Raw genomic sequence first — 13,992 nt, forward strand, 5'->3', positions numbered from 1 at the left:
TTTCCCGTTGAGAAGATGTGTAAAGTGTTGAATGTGAGCAGCAGTGGTTATTATTATTGGCGTAAGCATCCCGTCGGGGCCAGACAACGAAACCAGGATCAGTTGGTGAACCACATCCCGTAACCGCATTGCCAGACTGATGAAGAAGGCAGGTCTTCGCAGTATAATGTATAAAAAGTATCGGATACAGACTACGGAGTCAAATCACGACTACCCCGTGGCTAAAAACGTGCTGAATAGAGAGTTCACGGCCGATAAGCCAGGGCAAAAGTGGGTCTCAGACCTCACCTATATCGCCACGGGTCAGGGTTGGCTTTACCTAACCGTGATTTTGGATCTGGCCGATCGAAAAGTGGTTGGCTGGGCCATGAGCGATAACATGAAAGCGTTGGAGACGAGTATAACCGCTTGGCGTATGGCCCTCAAGAACAGACCTATAGCGAACCAGCTTGTCTTTCATTCGGACCGGGGTATCCAATATGCCTGTACTGAGTTTAGGGATGAACTAAAGGACTTACCGGTGGCGCAAAGTATGAGCCGCAAGGGAAATTGCTGGGATAATGCGGTTGCTGAGAGTTTTTTTAAGACCCTCAAGTGCGAGATGGTCAATCATACTTATTTTGCCACGCGGGCAGCGGCTCGGTTGGCTACTTTCGAGTATATCGAGGGATGGTACAACCGCCGACGGAAGCATTCAGTATTGAATTACCGCACGCCCAGTCAACAGGAATCTTATTTTTACACTTCCTCAATGGCCGCCTAAAAAATCTCCACTATACTGTTGCAAGTCCATGATATTATTCTAAGATACAGTTATTCGAAGTTCTATCTTAGATAACTCAAAAATGTGAGCTATCGCACTGCCTCGGCAGGCCCCGTCGAGATGCCTTAACTCGTATGCCAGGTAAGATCGCTCCGATTTCTATGGTCTATGCAAAGGGAATAAACTTTGTCATATTTTTCACCCCCTATCACCAACGCCTTGACCAGTCACCAGCCAAATTGGCTCCCGGCTTTTGGCATGAATTCGGAGCGAAGCGTCGAAATGTTGCTGGGCTTCGGCCTTCTTACGGCCTAATCAGCTTGGCAAGCCTTCCGCCTAGGCGATAGCCCCTCTTACCATGTCCATAGGATAGGTTCCCAAATCGACTCGCCCCATAACGACCTAGACGGTAGCCAGCTTCACGTTCCCGATTTTTTGAGGGGTTAGCACCGGAGTTTAGGACAAAAACAATTCTCTATTTAACTTCCAGCGTACAATTATTCAGAAAATACGTAAATATACTTAAGCAGAATACGTACTCTTTATATGAATACCTGTATATTCGTTTCTATAATTACGTATCCTTAAGGAGATGACTAGCCAAATCAAACACAGCGTTTTCATTGCCGACGACGATGAAGATGATCGCTTATTGTTAAAACTCGCCTTTGCGCAACACAGTCCCGAATGTAATCTGATTTTTGCCGAAGACGGGTTGACCCTGCTGGAGGCCCTGGCTCAGGAATCGACAGCGCCCTGTTTGATTATCCTGGATTTGAATATGCCCCGCCTGAACGGATTTGAGGCCCTTCAGCAGGTACGTCACTCACTCGCACACGCTTCGGTTCCCGTGGTCATTCTGACTACCTCAAACGAGGCGTCTGATCGGAAACGGGCGTATGCGTTAGGGGCCAATGAGTTTTTGACCAAGCCTTTAAACCTGATCTCACTGGGCCAGTTGGTTAGCCATCTTCGGCAACAATGGCATCTGGAGCTCTGTATATATACGATCAGCGGCTAAGGGGCACGGGGCTGTGCTAGCCGTTACCCAGCCGACGGGGATGCTGTATGACTAGCAGGCAATCAAAATAATAATCATCATTAGTAGGGGTCACCCTCTTATCGTAACAGGAGCCTGCCATTCGTGGCATCGGCTAAACCCAGTACGGGCTAAACTGATGAGATTAACGGACAAATGACCGATAAAGGACCATTTCCATGGCTACCCAGGACGGATCGGGATGATTTGCCGCCTAGGTTGATCCCGCTTGGTAGGCTACCGCTTAACGTGTATAGTAAACCTTCACGCCTTTTCAGCTTATGTTCTCCTCTTTAGTAATTCCTACCCTTGACCTGCTGCAGGCCTTATGGGAAAAGTCACCCAGCGGGCTAATCCTTTACCAGGTCGTCCGCAATGCCTTCCAGGAGCCCATCGATTTTCAGTATGTACTGGTGAATCAAACAGCCGCTACCTTACTGGGGGCCAGGCCCGAAGCCATCGTCGGTCAAAGTTGTCAGCTGGTCTTTCCTCAGGGAGAGGTCTTGCGGGCTCACTACCGGCAAGTTGCCCGGACGGGCCAGCCCTGTCAGGTAGATTATGAACTGGCCGCGGAGGGCCGATGGTTCGAGGTGCTGATCACCTACCCCCAGCCCGACAGCCTGCTTTGTTTCTTCTCCGACATTACAGCCCGTCATCGCGTCCAAACTGATCTACTGGAGGAAAATCGTCGGCTCAAGGAAGCCCAGACCATTGGCCAGATGGGCAGCTTTGAGTGGAATCTGGGCGACACGGGTGTCAACTGGTCGGACGAGATGTACCGGATCCATGGCCTTTCGCCCCAGGCCATGTCCATTACCATCGACATGACCAGCCAGTTTTTTCACCCCGATGATCGGCTCGCGCTGGAGGACCTCCAGCAGCAGTGCTTTCGTTGTCCTGGCTCGTATGGCTTGATTCACCGCAGTCAGCGCATGGATGGGGGGATCGTCTGGGTGAATCACCAGTTTGAAAGCCTGGCCGACCCGGCCGGGCGGGTGGTTCGTGTTCATGGTACGGTTCAGGACATCACCGCGTATCGACAGACCCAACAGCAACTCCAGGAAAGTGAACGACGGTTTCGGGACATTGCCGAAACCGTCGATGAAATCTTCTGGATTCGGGATTTGCAGTAACCAGCATTTCTGTACATGAATCCGGCCTATCAAACCTATAGCGGCCGCAGTCCACAGGCCTTATATGAGGATCCACTTTCGTTTTTAGACTGTATCCAGGAGGAAGACCGACCCCTGGTCCGGGAAGCCTTTATGAGTCCCCAGCCCCACCGGAGCTTTCGCTTCAGGATCCGCCATCTGGATGGACGTCTATTCTGGCTGCACGCCCGGATCGTTTTGGCCCTCGATCAGGCAGGCACGCCAGTCCGCCGAATCGGCGTCGCCACCGATATCACCGCTGCCATTGAAAAAGAGCATATTCTGGAAGAGTCACTGGCCATCGAGCGCAGACTCAACCGGCTGAAGTCCCAGTTTATTGAGACGGCCTCCCATGAGTTTCTAACGCCTCTGACGGTCATCCAGTCCAGTGTTGAGTTGATCCAACAGTATGTGGATCGGGAGGCCGCTACGCCTTCGTCGGCTCACATTGCCCGGCACCTGGCGGTTATTTTTGAGCGCCTATCGGCCCTCAATAGCTTGCTGGGGGATACGCTGGCGCTGAGCCAAATCGAAGCGGGCCGCCTCCAGCTGCAGCTGGAATGGACAAATGTCGTCTCGTTGAGTGAAGCCCTGATGGCGTCTACTTTCGGCGGCGAACTGGCGGCTCAGCGACCGGTGCACCTGGTGGTGAAGGGGCCCGTAGCTGAGGTGCCAGTGGACAGAAAGCTACTGAGTCACGTCATAGCCAATCTACTGAGCAATGCGCTAAAATTTTCCACCCAACCTCCGCGGTTGACCATTCTGTTTCAGCCAGGCGTGGTCAGTATGGCGGTCAGCGATACGGGGATTGGCATACCCGCCAGCGAACAAGCTCATTTATTTGATAAATTTTATCGGGCCAGCAACGCCAGACATATTCAGGGGACAGGCCTTGGTCTGGCCATCTGTCAGGACTATGTGAGGTTACTGCAGGGCCGAATAGAGGTGGGCAGTATTGAAGGGGAGGGCACCACCTTCACCGTTTTTCTTCCCCTGCGTGAGCGGATGTCATCCGGCCAGCCGGCTCCATAAATTTTTTTGACCTGTCCAGGATCAGTTCAGCCCTTACCGGTGGGAACCAATACGTCAGGCAATGATGAGCGGTTGCCACCCGGGCATCCCACCTGACGGCTGGGAAACCGCAGGGTGATCACTTGTTGGCTTAAAACCAGACAAATCTACCGGCTTGTTGGTAAAGTATATACTCGCCTCCTTTGTCGATTCTGTTTCGTTTAACCCTGGCCTTCCGCAAAATTGGCGTTTAGTTTCGTCAAAAAACGCCGATGGCGAACGTCTTTTTATCACCGGATTGACAGCGTGGCTTCTGCGCAGGCTAGCCCCTCTGCCGTAACATGTACGAAGAAGGCAGCAAATAATAAATTGTGATGACTAAAGATATCCAGCATCATCTTAATATCCAGCGTAGCGGTCGCGGTTGACACCTGAAACGTATGGCGATGGTCGTCCCTGATGATATTACGAACATTGGTATAATAAGTCGTTAGATCAGTGAATGCCTTCATGTAAGTATCCATGATAAATAAGCCCTTAAAAGCGACAACAGGTTGAGAAACAAGGAAAATACTTAATCGGTAGTGTAATTCTGTGGTTAACTACCTGTTTTAGTTGATTGTTTAGCTTATGTAGAGACTTATTTTGACAGCTAGTATACCATATTGGCTAAAACATATGAGCCGTATTTATACTTACTAATAGGGAGGTAGGCTGGGTAAGGTGATGTTGGCTAATTTATGTATACACTACTGGGTCAGCTTGGCAAGTAGTCAACTAGGGTTGCAGCTACCCGATCAGAACAAGTTTCGACTGATCATTCTTTAAAAGCTAAACATATACAAATTAATTAACAGATGATACCGCCCGTTTTATCCTTAAATCTAGTTGACGGTAGACTGACCAAAAGCAGGCAGGAAGAGAGGGGTTTACCAGTAAATAACTGTTCATGATAAAGCAAATTCTAAACTATAAAAAATTAAGAATCAGCTCATTTAGTCTGACAACCTACTACCTACTTGCCTAAGAGCCAATATTTATAAAAGCAGGGTTGATTCCTAGTGTTTCTTAAAGGTTAGTTTGGCGGCTTTCAGTACTTTTGATGCTTTAACTCATCTTCCCATTATTAAGCATAGACTGACGCTGACGGCCAACGAACGGCCCAAGTTGCTGACCGAAATCGACAGTGGTGGATTTACCAGCATAAGCCTTGGTTGGGTCCTTCGGCATAAATCTTAATTGATGGTTACCCCGAGACTTTAGCCGGTAGGTTATACTACTTGTTGCCTGATTATGATTTATTTAAGCTAGGACAGCTATAGCCAACTGGAACGGTTTAAACGAGATTTGACCGTGACCAGTGGTCATGTCAAGCCGTAACGAACGCGCATAGCATTGCTCGCTAAAACCGATGAACGCATTTTTTATCCCTGTAAAGGCCCGCTCTTGCAATCGATTCCGTTTACTGACTTTCCAACGCAACCAAAAAGCCAATGGCTCTGCTGCCTTAATAGACGATTAAATGCCAACCATCAACTAAACGGTATCCCTATAATTAACCTTACCAATTGACACGTCTATGAACTATGGCATGTGCTTCGACGGCAGCGTCGTGCGGGGATGGGGGAATGACGGGCGCTGGCTCCATTTTTCCAACACGTGGGCCACCGGCCATAAAGACCAGATGGAGGACAACTACCGGCGGGCCCGGCAGATGGGTCTTACCCTTTTCCGCGATACGGTGCTCTGGGACGATACAAAACGCTGTCCGGATTATGCCTGGCTAGACCGCCTGCAAACCATCAGCCACGGTCAGATTGAAGTAGCCCTGAATCACTACGGCTTACCTGAATGGATCGATGCGGCCATGTTCTGGAATGGGCAAGCCGCTGAGGCCATGTTCGAGCTGGCTTACCAGATTGCTCACCACTATCGGGGCGCTTTTCGCAGTTACAACATCGGCGTGGAACTGGGTATCTGGACCGATTGGATCGCGGCGCCCAACAACCGGCAATGGCCATTCGGCGGACGGCCCTGGTGGGAGGTCTACCAGCAGACCAGTGCCATTACTATTGCGATTGCGAAAGGGCTCAAAGCTGCAGATCCCGCTTGTCTGACGTCCATGAGCGAACCCTGGGGCTGGGGCGCTATGCCATACCCCGATCAGGCCCGGCCCTTTGCGACGGTCTTAGGGCAAGCCGATGAAGTTGCTCGGCAAAACAACTGTTTAACCTTCCAGCAAGGCCAGACGCAGCTTCTTGACGTTATTGGGCTAAACATCTATTTTGATAACGATATTGCCCACATGTTGCGAGCGGCTCGGGATTTGTTTCCCGGGAAGAAAGTCGTTGTCGCAGAAACGGCCAACATTTACCGCCCCGACTGCCACCCGCCCACCCTGTGGTGGGCTAAGTTCGAAGCGCTCCGGGAAGCTACACTAGACGTGAGCTGGAATCCAGGGTTCCCCATGCTGACTCATGAACTGGGGGAAGCCATGGCCGGAAATTTGTTGGATGCCGATGGTACCCGGCACTGGCAGAAGACAGAATCCGTCGTTATCAATCAAGACTTTTAACTTACCAAGGAAGTCCATCGGTATGCGAGTGGACTTATAGAAGAAGGAGTTCAAGCCAATTGTATGTGACTAAGTTAGTTGGACCGATATAACAGTAAGCATCCCCTTACAGAAAGCTTTTAGGATTGGAATTAAATTGACTTAGCTGGTCAGTAAGCTGGAATTGTCGTTCTCTAATCGAAGCCTTTTCTTGGACGAATATAGATGAACGGCTATTTGCATTAAAGCAATAAACAAAGCTGAATTAATTATCAAGATTTTTTCAAACAAAATAATAAATTACTAAGAATGGACTTACCACCCTTTAATGGACTCTACAAAGAACGATCTTAATGTAATGTCTAGTAAAGGTAGCCAGTCCACTCTCAGACTTAGGTCATTCCGCTGAGCCATTGTATCCTTACCCCCTTTGGTGAGCCAGTTTTAACTGGAGTCTAAGCCACTTGCCGGTATTCGGCTGGTGTCCAAAACGCCAATGCTTGATGAGGTCGCTCGGTATTATATTCGCCTAACCACACATCCACCGTTCGGCGCACCTGCGCCAGACTCCTAAATACATTGGCATTCAGTACTTCCCGGCGAAAGGTGCCATTGAATCGCTCAATATAAGCATTCTGCGTCGGCTTACCCGGCTCAATCCAATGCAAGATAACTTTCTGATCTGCACACCACTCCTGCAACGCCTGGCTAATAAACTCAGGCCCGTTATCGCTTCGTAATCGCTCGGGTTTACCCTGTTGTTCCATCAACCGATCCAGTAGCCGAATCACCCGTTGACTAGGTAAGGAGTAATCGATTTCGATACCCAATGCTTCCCGCCGGGTGGCCGGTGCCATTGTAATCATCCAGTACATTCAACGTCCGAAACTTACGACCATCCGCTAGGCTATCTGACGTAAAATCCAGGGACCAGCAGTTATTACAAGCCGTTGCTTTGGGCAGGGGCTGGCGAACCGCTTCGGGCAATCGCTTCTTCACCTTACGAGGTAGTGTCAGACCAGCTAGCCTATACAAGCGCCTGATACGCTTATGATTAGCTGTTTCTCCTTGCTTGCGCAGTTTATAATGAATTTTCAAAAGGCCCCAATGTTTGTAGCGTTTAGCTACCTGCCTGATACGCTCCTGTAAGCCCTTATCTTTATCTTTAACGGCTACTGGGGCAGTCATGGCATTACGGCTAAGACCTGTCCAACGGCAGGCTTTGCGCTGACTTAGCTTCTTTTCTGAAATCATCCACTTGGTCAACGCTCTGCGCTCGACAGGCCCTACCGCTGGTACTGTCGTGAAAACCAAATTTTTGATTAGGATTTTTTTAATATATTTGACTCATCCAAAGGACAACTCCGCTACGGTGGATTGATCCCGTGTAGTCCCGCTAGTCGGGACTATTTTTTTGTCACTCTGATCTGGCTGGCTAGTTAACGGAGCTTCCATTTCCGCCGGAGTCGACTGTTTTGGGACATACTTAGTCTGATGACGCCATAATGCGTAAGCTAGTAGGAGTAACTTTTTCTGAACAGCTACATAGGCTTTCATTTTGGTATTAGTCTTTTGATAGACTCGTTCGTAAAGTGCTTGACAAGTTGGCTCCCCAAAGCGAACCGCATTGAAGGCGGGTAAATGCAGAATACGGCGAATACGACCGCTCGGGCGGCCCCGTGTTCCCTTTTTTAGAGATCCGAGTTTTACCAGAACGATTACCCGATTGATTCTCAATCACATCATAGCCCGCATAACTCACTAATTGTCGTTGGTTAGCGAAGCCCTCAAATCCGTTGGTTTCAGCAATCAAAACTGCTACCGATAGAAGGGCTAACCCCTTGATGGCGGTCAAGCGTTCGACCTGTTCTTTCAGAGTAGCATCCTGCTCAATGAGTTGGTGAATGGCTGTCTCTAAAGAGTCTAGCTGTTGATCATAGACGGCTAATAATTTGGCGTTCTGTTTTGTGATAAAATCATCGCCTATTGCGCTGTAATCCAGGGCATGTTGCTGGTTACGACACTGGGTTTTCCATTCCTGAAGCCGCTGATGCTGTCGGGTTAGCAAGCGTAAATTGTAGATGTTCTTGGATAAGGGTTTCCACAGAGTAAGTTGTTGTTCCAGACCCATTCGAGCCAACCCCTGGGCATCAATTTTATCATTCTTGGACTTGTAGCCTAAGCTTTTCAGGTAATGCTTTGCCTTGTTAGGCAATAGAATACAGACCGACTGATCCGTTTGATAGAGGTGCCAGGCTACAGCCTCATGGTAGACGCCTGTCGACTCCATCACATAGCGGAGTGGCAAGCCGTCCGTTTTTTTACAATGCTTACTAACTCAGTGCTCTAACTGAGCAAAAGCAGGCGGTTTGTTGGCCACTTTAGTCGACCCTTTGACGACGACTCGGCCATCAGTGTCGATCACTGACAGACAGACTTGAAGCGACTCTTTACTAATGTCCAATCCGACACAATAGCGTAGCAGTGGCATAGAAAAGGGGATAAAGAATGAATACGTTGGTTGACCGACGGCCTTCTCCCGCTGTTGCACACGGATGCCAGATCATAACCAGAGGTTACGACTATGGGTACTGTTGGAGCTACAGGGAAAAGACAAGCTAGCCAGAGCAACCAGCGGTGCAGTATCGTTGTGACGTACTATCGGCGGAACTCAGGGTGCTGGCTAGCTTTGTCAGACCTTACTCAAAAATTGTACTTTTTCTGATAAGATCAACTGAAAACAAAGATATGAACGGCGGACCGTCACTTTTTTGTGAGGGCTTCTTTGAAAATGTCGTTTTGTAAACTTAGCTCGGCGTACATCTTTTTCAACCGCCGATTTTCTTCTTCTAACTCTTTCAACCGTTTTACCTCGGCTAGTTGCATACCACCATATTTTGCCTTCCAGTTGTAAAATGTGGCTTCGCTGACACCGTGTTCGCGGGTAATTTGGGCGACGGTTTGGCCGCTATCCTGTTGTTTGAGAATCGCTACGATTTGCGATTCGGTGAATCGTGTTGCCTTCATTTCCCTTTCCAATTGCTAGTGAAATTTAAGTTTTTTTACTCTACTTTTCACTGGCTCATTTTTAAGGGCTCAGGACAGTTCAATGTCGATACGAATCGTATTTTCCTGAACAGGGCTATTTTGAAACGTTCGTCTGATGACTGAGTTATAGCCCGAAGTAGGATTACCAGAAATGAATGACTTCGCCTTTTGATAAGCTGACTTCTCTCCTCTTTTTGTCTAGTAGTTAGACTATTATATAAAACGTATGCTAGGGGTAGTACCGCGGTGGCGGGCCACTTGACAGTTATTAAAACAGGCCATTTCACAAATCGCCCCATTTACAAAGCAGATCTATGACAGTTCCTTCGTCTCACGAATGAGCGTATAAAGAGACGGTTATTTTTTATTATCTGTCTAACGCAATCAGTTGCATACGTTCAGATCTAAACTTGTTGCACTTCTAGCAATATCACAAGTATCAAAGCCGCACCAAACTCACTAATCGGCTGTTTTGGTTAAGTTTGTATATCAGTTTATCTATTCTCGCTATCGTTATGGTTGTCTCGCCACGATTAACCAATGCTCAATTGGCCTTACTAGAAATGTTCAGCTTCGAGATGAGCGAAGCCGAAGTGTTGGCCATGCGACAAACGCTTATGCAGCATTTCCGTACACGGCTCGAAGAAGAGGTCCAAAAGGCCACTCAGCTAAAAGGACTGACCACTGCTCAACTCGAAGAGCAAATGAACTTTGAGAACCGTACGGAACGGCTTGACCAAATTCGAGCTGCTCAGTGAAAGTAGTTATCGATACCAATGGTCTACTCCGGTCGATTCCCCGGGACGGATCGTACCGCTGGCTTTATGATGCGTTTGCGGCCAATCAGTTCACGTGGGTTGTCAGTACTGAAATCTTGCTCGACTAGCTAGCTAGTTCAAAACCGATTGTCATTGTATTGGATAATGGTCCAATTCATCGCTGTCAGGCTGTTTACGACCAACAGGCCAACTGGGAAGAGCAGGACATGTACCTATTCTTTTTGCCGACTTACAGTCCGCACCTGAATCCGATCGAAATTCTGTGGCGGTTCCTAAAGTATCGGTGGTTGCAGAAGCTCCATTACAGTTCATGGAGTCGTCTGAAAAAGGCCGTTTTTGCTATCATTCGTTTATTTGGTCAAGAATATCGGATCTGTTTTGACGGGTTAGTGAATCGAAATAAAGTGAAGTTTAATTCTGCGTGATTACTTAAGTATATACTTATTATTTAAACGCCATGTCATCAACCCGACGCCGTTTTTTAACGTCTGCCACGGCGCTTGCCGGAGCTGCATTTCTTCAGGATGATCAACCTGTTCAGGCGAAACCCGCGCTCAAATCGTTCCCGATTGCCTGTAATTCCTATTCTTGGTTAACCTTTTATGCCCGTCAGGGAAAAACCTGGATGGCCGACCCCGATGCGTCGCTGGCAGAACTGGTACAGTCAGGTATGACGGCATACGAACCGGGCCTTAGCTCGGTAGATGAAGTGACTAAATTGCTACCTCTACTGACAAAGCACAAACTGGCTATGCACTCGTTGTACGTAAACAGTACGCTGCATAAAGCCGATGAAGCGCAGAAATCTATTGATTCGGTATTGGCAATTGCCGAGGCTTCCCGTCCTGCCGGAACATCTATTTTCGTAACCAATCCCAGCCCCATCAGTTGGGGAACCAACGACGACAAAACCGATGCTGAACTCGCGGAGCAAGCCCGCAACCTCGACCGACTGGGTGGTGAGCTACGCAAACGTGGCATTACCCTCGCCTACCACACCCACACCCCTGAGCACCGACAGGCAGCCCGCGAGTTTCACCATATGCTACTCGCCACCGATCCCAAAAATGTGTCCCTTTGCCTGGATGCTCATTGGGTGTACCGGGGCTCTGGAAATTCACAAATTGCCCTGTTCGACGTCGTAAAATTATACGGTAAGCGAATCGTTGAGGTGCATATCCGACAATCAAAAAATAAGATCTGGCAGGAAACGTTCGGCGAAGGGGATATTGATTATCAACATCTTTCCAGCGAATTAAGCACACTAGGTATCCGTCCAAATCTGGTACTGGAACAGTGTCTGGAAAAGGAAACACCCAATACGATGGGACCGATAGAAGCTCATAAACAGGATTTGGCAAGTGTTAAACGTATGTTTGCCGGGTTGATAGGTTCATAAAACAAACACCATGCTTGTGGGTTATTATCTGTGATTGGCGCAGTGCTTTTCACAACCTTATAAACTCACGTTAGTATCATGCAACCCAACATTGGCCTCGAGAAAGACGTCCTCAAACAGGACAACATACTTTTAAACGATTTCCTGTCCGACCTTCATGTACTCTATATTAAAACCCGTAAATACCATTGGAACGTAGCGGGTCCAAACTTCATGGAGTACCATAAATTCTTCGAGAAGCAGTACAATGCCATTGAGGAAGAAATTGATGCCGTTGCTGAGCGCATTCGGCAATTAGGTGGCAAACCCCTGGCTACAATGGGTGAGTTCTTGCATAACACCAGCCTGAAAGAAGATACCGGCACCCCAAAAGATACGGCCGAAATGTTCAAAAATCTCCTGTCAGATCACGAACAGATCGTTCGTGAACTACGCGAAGACGTAGAAAAGTGTGACGATGAACTGAAAGATGCCGGCACCGCCGATTTTCTTACCGGCCTGATGGAAGCTCACGAAGCCATGGCCTGGATGCTCCGCAAATACTTATCCTAAACGATAATGGTGTCTGGTGAGTTGTAAATGATGAATTGTGCTAGTTTTCGCCTACATTCATCATTTACAACTCACCATTTACTTTTGTGCCCAAATCGCTTTCTATTCGCTCTGGTCTTGGCAGTGTACTATTCTGGTCGGTTATTTCGGCTGCGTTTATTGGTCCCGGTTCAGTTACTGCCTGCGCTATTGCCGGCTCAAAATACGGATTACATCTTCTTTGGGTATTAACCTTTGCTACACTTGGCACCGTCTGGTTGCAGGAAGCAGCCGCCCGAATCACCATTGCGACCGGCAACGACTTAGGCCAGATTATCACCCAAACGTATACAGGGACCCGTGGCCGTCGCATAGCCTGGGCTCTGTTTCTGGCTATTTTTCTGGGTTGTGCCGCCTATCAGGCAGGTAATATTCTCGGCGCTGTAGCCGGGCTTGCTTTACTAACTGGCTTACCCGTACCTCTCTTGACAATTTGTGTTGGTGCCGTCTGTACTCTATTGTTATGGATTGGTTCTACGCAGGGATTGGCCAATATGCTGGGTCTGGTTGTATTCGCGATGGGCGGTGCCTTTTTATATGTCGCTTTTGGTACACCCGTTACCCCCGCGAGTTTGGCCGAAGCACTTGTTGTGCCTTCTATCCCTTCTGGTTCATTGTTACTTATAAATGGACTCATCGGCACAACAATCGTTCCCTATAACCTCTTTTTTGGGTCTAGTATTGTGCCTGCAGGTAACTCGGAAACCGGAGAATCAGTTGGGCAGTCGCTAGGGGAGATGAAATTGGGCATCTGGGTAGCGGTGATTCTGGGAGGTATAATTTCGGTCGTTTTACTGTTGGTGGGTCTACTCATTCCCGGCGATTTCTCATACGCGCACATGGCGCAGGTAATGACCGACCGGCTAGGCCCATGGGCAGGTTCACTCTTTGCTTTTGGTTTGTTTGCCGCTGGGTTTGCCTCCTCGCTGACGGCACCCTTAGCCGCTGCAGTAACTGCCCAAAGCCTACTAGGCATCCGCAAAAACTCCCCTGCTTACCGGGGCATCTGGCTCGTTGTTATTGCAACGGGCTTAACGTTTGGCTTGTTGAACGTAACGCCTATTCCGGTTATCGTAGCTGTGCAGGCAATCAATGGCATCCTTCTACCCTTCGTTACAGTCTTTTTGTTCCTCGCCATTAATAACCGGGCTTTGCTGGGGGATCAATACTGCAACTCATTCTGGCAAAATATAGCTATGGGTTCAGTCGTGCTTGTAACAGCCGTATTGGGCCTTTGGAACGTTTGGTTAGCTATCCAGCCTGGAAAACCCTGACTATCTTAAAATTCTACTTACTCAACTTTATCAATACCTAATAGTCTACTATTCTATATAATTTATATTCTATCTATTAAAATCATAATTATTATTCAATTGGATTCTACAAAAAAATAAAAATAGCCTAGTAAACGATTTGGCATGAATCATGCATTAATATATATCTATTGACGACATCAAACATACAAATCAATACACTCTATTCTTTTTCATTTCAAAGTAAGTAGAACCTCAACAAAAGTTAAAGCTAATCTCTTTTAATTCAACCCATTAACTGTATTAAATTACCAAGATCTAAAACGAAAAGTTTACTAATTTTTATACATTAGATATCTTTTCCGTTACTAAATGGTCTAAACATCGTCTCGAATTGATTAATA

General features: G+C 47.9%; 16 protein-coding genes and 2 pseudogenes. 11 read left to right on the plus strand and 7 right to left on the minus strand.

What is annotated here, in order from left to right:
- Window positions 1–124 precede the first annotated feature (124 nt).
- The 4 genes and pseudogenes from CWM47_RS40440 to CWM47_RS32580 form a co-directional block, all read left to right on the plus strand.
- Window positions 125–763 (plus strand): annotated as a pseudogene (locus CWM47_RS40440) (IS3 family transposase); the annotation flags it as partial.
- Between the two features lie 592 nt (window positions 764–1,355).
- Window positions 1,356–1,784, plus strand: coding sequence for a response regulator (locus tag CWM47_RS32570; RefSeq protein WP_100992715.1), 429 nt, complete (start codon window positions 1,356–1,358; stop codon window positions 1,782–1,784).
- 299 nt (window positions 1,785–2,083) lie between these two features.
- A complete protein-coding gene (locus CWM47_RS32575) occupies window positions 2,084–2,935 on the plus strand; it encodes a PAS domain-containing protein (protein WP_100992716.1) in 852 nt (283 codons plus the stop codon).
- Between the two features lie 15 nt (window positions 2,936–2,950).
- Complete coding sequence (locus tag CWM47_RS32580; protein WP_100992717.1) at window positions 2,951–3,985, plus strand: PAS domain-containing sensor histidine kinase; 1,035 nt, start codon at window positions 2,951–2,953, stop codon at window positions 3,983–3,985.
- 269 nt (window positions 3,986–4,254) lie between these two features.
- Here CWM47_RS32580 and CWM47_RS32585 read toward each other — a convergent pair whose 3' ends face one another.
- Together CWM47_RS32585 and CWM47_RS39885 are read right to left on the minus strand one after the other, a co-directional pair.
- Complete coding sequence (locus tag CWM47_RS32585; RefSeq protein WP_157816123.1) at window positions 4,255–4,476, minus strand: hypothetical protein; 222 nt, start codon at window positions 4,474–4,476, stop codon at window positions 4,255–4,257.
- Between the two features lie 595 nt (window positions 4,477–5,071).
- Window positions 5,072–5,194 (minus strand): hypothetical protein, encoded by a 123-nt coding sequence (locus tag CWM47_RS39885; RefSeq protein WP_262511991.1) that lies wholly within the window; start codon window positions 5,192–5,194, stop codon window positions 5,072–5,074.
- Window positions 5,195–5,543: 349 nt separating this feature from the next.
- On the opposite strand from CWM47_RS39885, the gene CWM47_RS32590 reads away from it, so the two are divergent.
- Window positions 5,544–6,539, plus strand: coding sequence for a hypothetical protein (locus CWM47_RS32590; protein ID WP_100992719.1), 996 nt, complete (start codon window positions 5,544–5,546; stop codon window positions 6,537–6,539).
- 434 nt (window positions 6,540–6,973) lie between these two features.
- Here CWM47_RS32590 and CWM47_RS32595 read toward each other — a convergent pair whose 3' ends face one another.
- The 5 genes and pseudogenes from CWM47_RS32595 to CWM47_RS32610 form a co-directional block, all read right to left on the minus strand.
- The gene (locus CWM47_RS32595) at window positions 6,974–7,375 is read right to left on the minus strand and encodes an integrase core domain-containing protein (RefSeq protein WP_157816124.1); all 402 of its coding nucleotides are present in this window, start codon (window positions 7,373–7,375) and stop codon (window positions 6,974–6,976) included.
- Window positions 7,317–7,706 (minus strand): IS3 family transposase, encoded by a 390-nt coding sequence (locus tag CWM47_RS32600; RefSeq protein WP_170069468.1) that lies wholly within the window; start codon window positions 7,704–7,706, stop codon window positions 7,317–7,319. Before CWM47_RS32600 ends, CWM47_RS32595 begins: the two co-directional genes overlap by 59 nt.
- Before the next feature lie 376 nt (window positions 7,707–8,082).
- Window positions 8,083–8,826 (minus strand): IS110 family transposase, encoded by a 744-nt coding sequence (locus tag CWM47_RS32605; RefSeq protein ID WP_240625565.1) that lies wholly within the window; start codon window positions 8,824–8,826, stop codon window positions 8,083–8,085.
- Window positions 8,827–8,856: 30 nt separating this feature from the next.
- Window positions 8,857–9,009, minus strand: coding sequence for an IS110 family transposase (locus CWM47_RS39495; RefSeq protein ID WP_240625567.1), 153 nt, complete (start codon window positions 9,007–9,009; stop codon window positions 8,857–8,859).
- Between the two features lie 275 nt (window positions 9,010–9,284).
- Window positions 9,285–9,545 (minus strand): annotated as a pseudogene (locus tag CWM47_RS32610) (transposase); the annotation flags it as partial.
- 536 nt (window positions 9,546–10,081) lie between these two features.
- Between CWM47_RS32610 and CWM47_RS32615 the strand changes: the two are divergent.
- The 6 genes from CWM47_RS32615 (at window position 10,082) to CWM47_RS32640 (ending at window position 13,609) form a co-directional block, all read left to right on the plus strand.
- Window positions 10,082–10,324, plus strand: coding sequence for a hypothetical protein (locus CWM47_RS32615; RefSeq protein ID WP_100994151.1), 243 nt, complete (start codon window positions 10,082–10,084; stop codon window positions 10,322–10,324).
- Window positions 10,321–10,452 carry a PIN domain-containing protein gene (locus CWM47_RS32620; protein WP_240625568.1) on the plus strand — a complete coding sequence of 44 codons (132 nt, stop codon included), beginning with the start codon at window positions 10,321–10,323 and terminating at the stop codon, window positions 10,450–10,452. The genes CWM47_RS32615 and CWM47_RS32620 overlap by 4 nt, the downstream gene beginning before the upstream one ends.
- 18 nt (window positions 10,453–10,470) lie before the next feature.
- Entirely contained in the window at window positions 10,471–10,770 is a 300-nt protein-coding gene (locus CWM47_RS40445) for a transposase (RefSeq protein ID WP_100992723.1), read from the plus strand.
- A gap of 32 nt (window positions 10,771–10,802) precedes the next feature.
- A complete protein-coding gene (locus CWM47_RS32630; protein WP_100992724.1) occupies window positions 10,803–11,744 on the plus strand; it encodes a sugar phosphate isomerase/epimerase family protein in 942 nt (313 codons plus the stop codon).
- Window positions 11,745–11,822: 78 nt separating this feature from the next.
- Window positions 11,823–12,296, plus strand: a complete 474-nt coding sequence (locus CWM47_RS32635) for a Dps family protein (protein ID WP_100992725.1) — start codon at window positions 11,823–11,825, stop codon at window positions 12,294–12,296.
- 86 nt (window positions 12,297–12,382) lie between these two features.
- The gene (locus CWM47_RS32640; RefSeq protein WP_100992726.1) at window positions 12,383–13,609 is read left to right on the plus strand and encodes an NRAMP family divalent metal transporter; all 1,227 of its coding nucleotides are present in this window, start codon (window positions 12,383–12,385) and stop codon (window positions 13,607–13,609) included.
- Window positions 13,610–13,992: the final 383 nt, after the last annotated feature.

It is taken from the genome of Spirosoma pollinicola (assembly GCF_002831565.1).
GTDB classification, from domain to species: Bacteria; Bacteroidota; Bacteroidia; order Cytophagales; family Spirosomataceae; genus Spirosoma; species Spirosoma pollinicola.

Coding starts and splice junctions, on each gene's coding strand:
- CWM47_RS32575 (WP_100992716.1), top strand. CDS start 2,084: ATGTTCTCCTCTTTAGTAATTCCTACCCTTGACCTGCTGCAGGCCTTA.
- CWM47_RS39495 (WP_240625567.1), bottom strand. CDS start 9,009: ATGCCACTGCTACGCTATTGTGTCGGATTGGACATTAGTAAAGAGTCG.
- CWM47_RS39885 (WP_262511991.1), bottom strand. CDS start 5,194: ATGCCGAAGGACCCAACCAAGGCTTATGCTGGTAAATCCACCACTGTC.
- CWM47_RS32615 (WP_100994151.1), top strand. CDS start 10,082: ATGGTTGTCTCGCCACGATTAACCAATGCTCAATTGGCCTTACTAGAA.
- CWM47_RS32630 (WP_100992724.1), top strand. CDS start 10,803: ATGTCATCAACCCGACGCCGTTTTTTAACGTCTGCCACGGCGCTTGCC.
- CWM47_RS32570 (WP_100992715.1), top strand. CDS start 1,356: ATGACTAGCCAAATCAAACACAGCGTTTTCATTGCCGACGACGATGAA.
- CWM47_RS32600 (WP_170069468.1), bottom strand. CDS start 7,706: ATGACTGCCCCAGTAGCCGTTAAAGATAAAGATAAGGGCTTACAGGAG.
- CWM47_RS32635 (WP_100992725.1), top strand. CDS start 11,823: ATGCAACCCAACATTGGCCTCGAGAAAGACGTCCTCAAACAGGACAAC.
- CWM47_RS32590 (WP_100992719.1), top strand. CDS start 5,544: ATGAACTATGGCATGTGCTTCGACGGCAGCGTCGTGCGGGGATGGGGG.
- CWM47_RS32595 (WP_157816124.1), bottom strand. CDS start 7,375: ATGGCACCGGCCACCCGGCGGGAAGCATTGGGTATCGAAATCGATTAC.
- CWM47_RS32585 (WP_157816123.1), bottom strand. CDS start 4,476: ATGAAGGCATTCACTGATCTAACGACTTATTATACCAATGTTCGTAAT.
- CWM47_RS32580 (WP_100992717.1), top strand. CDS start 2,951: ATGAATCCGGCCTATCAAACCTATAGCGGCCGCAGTCCACAGGCCTTA.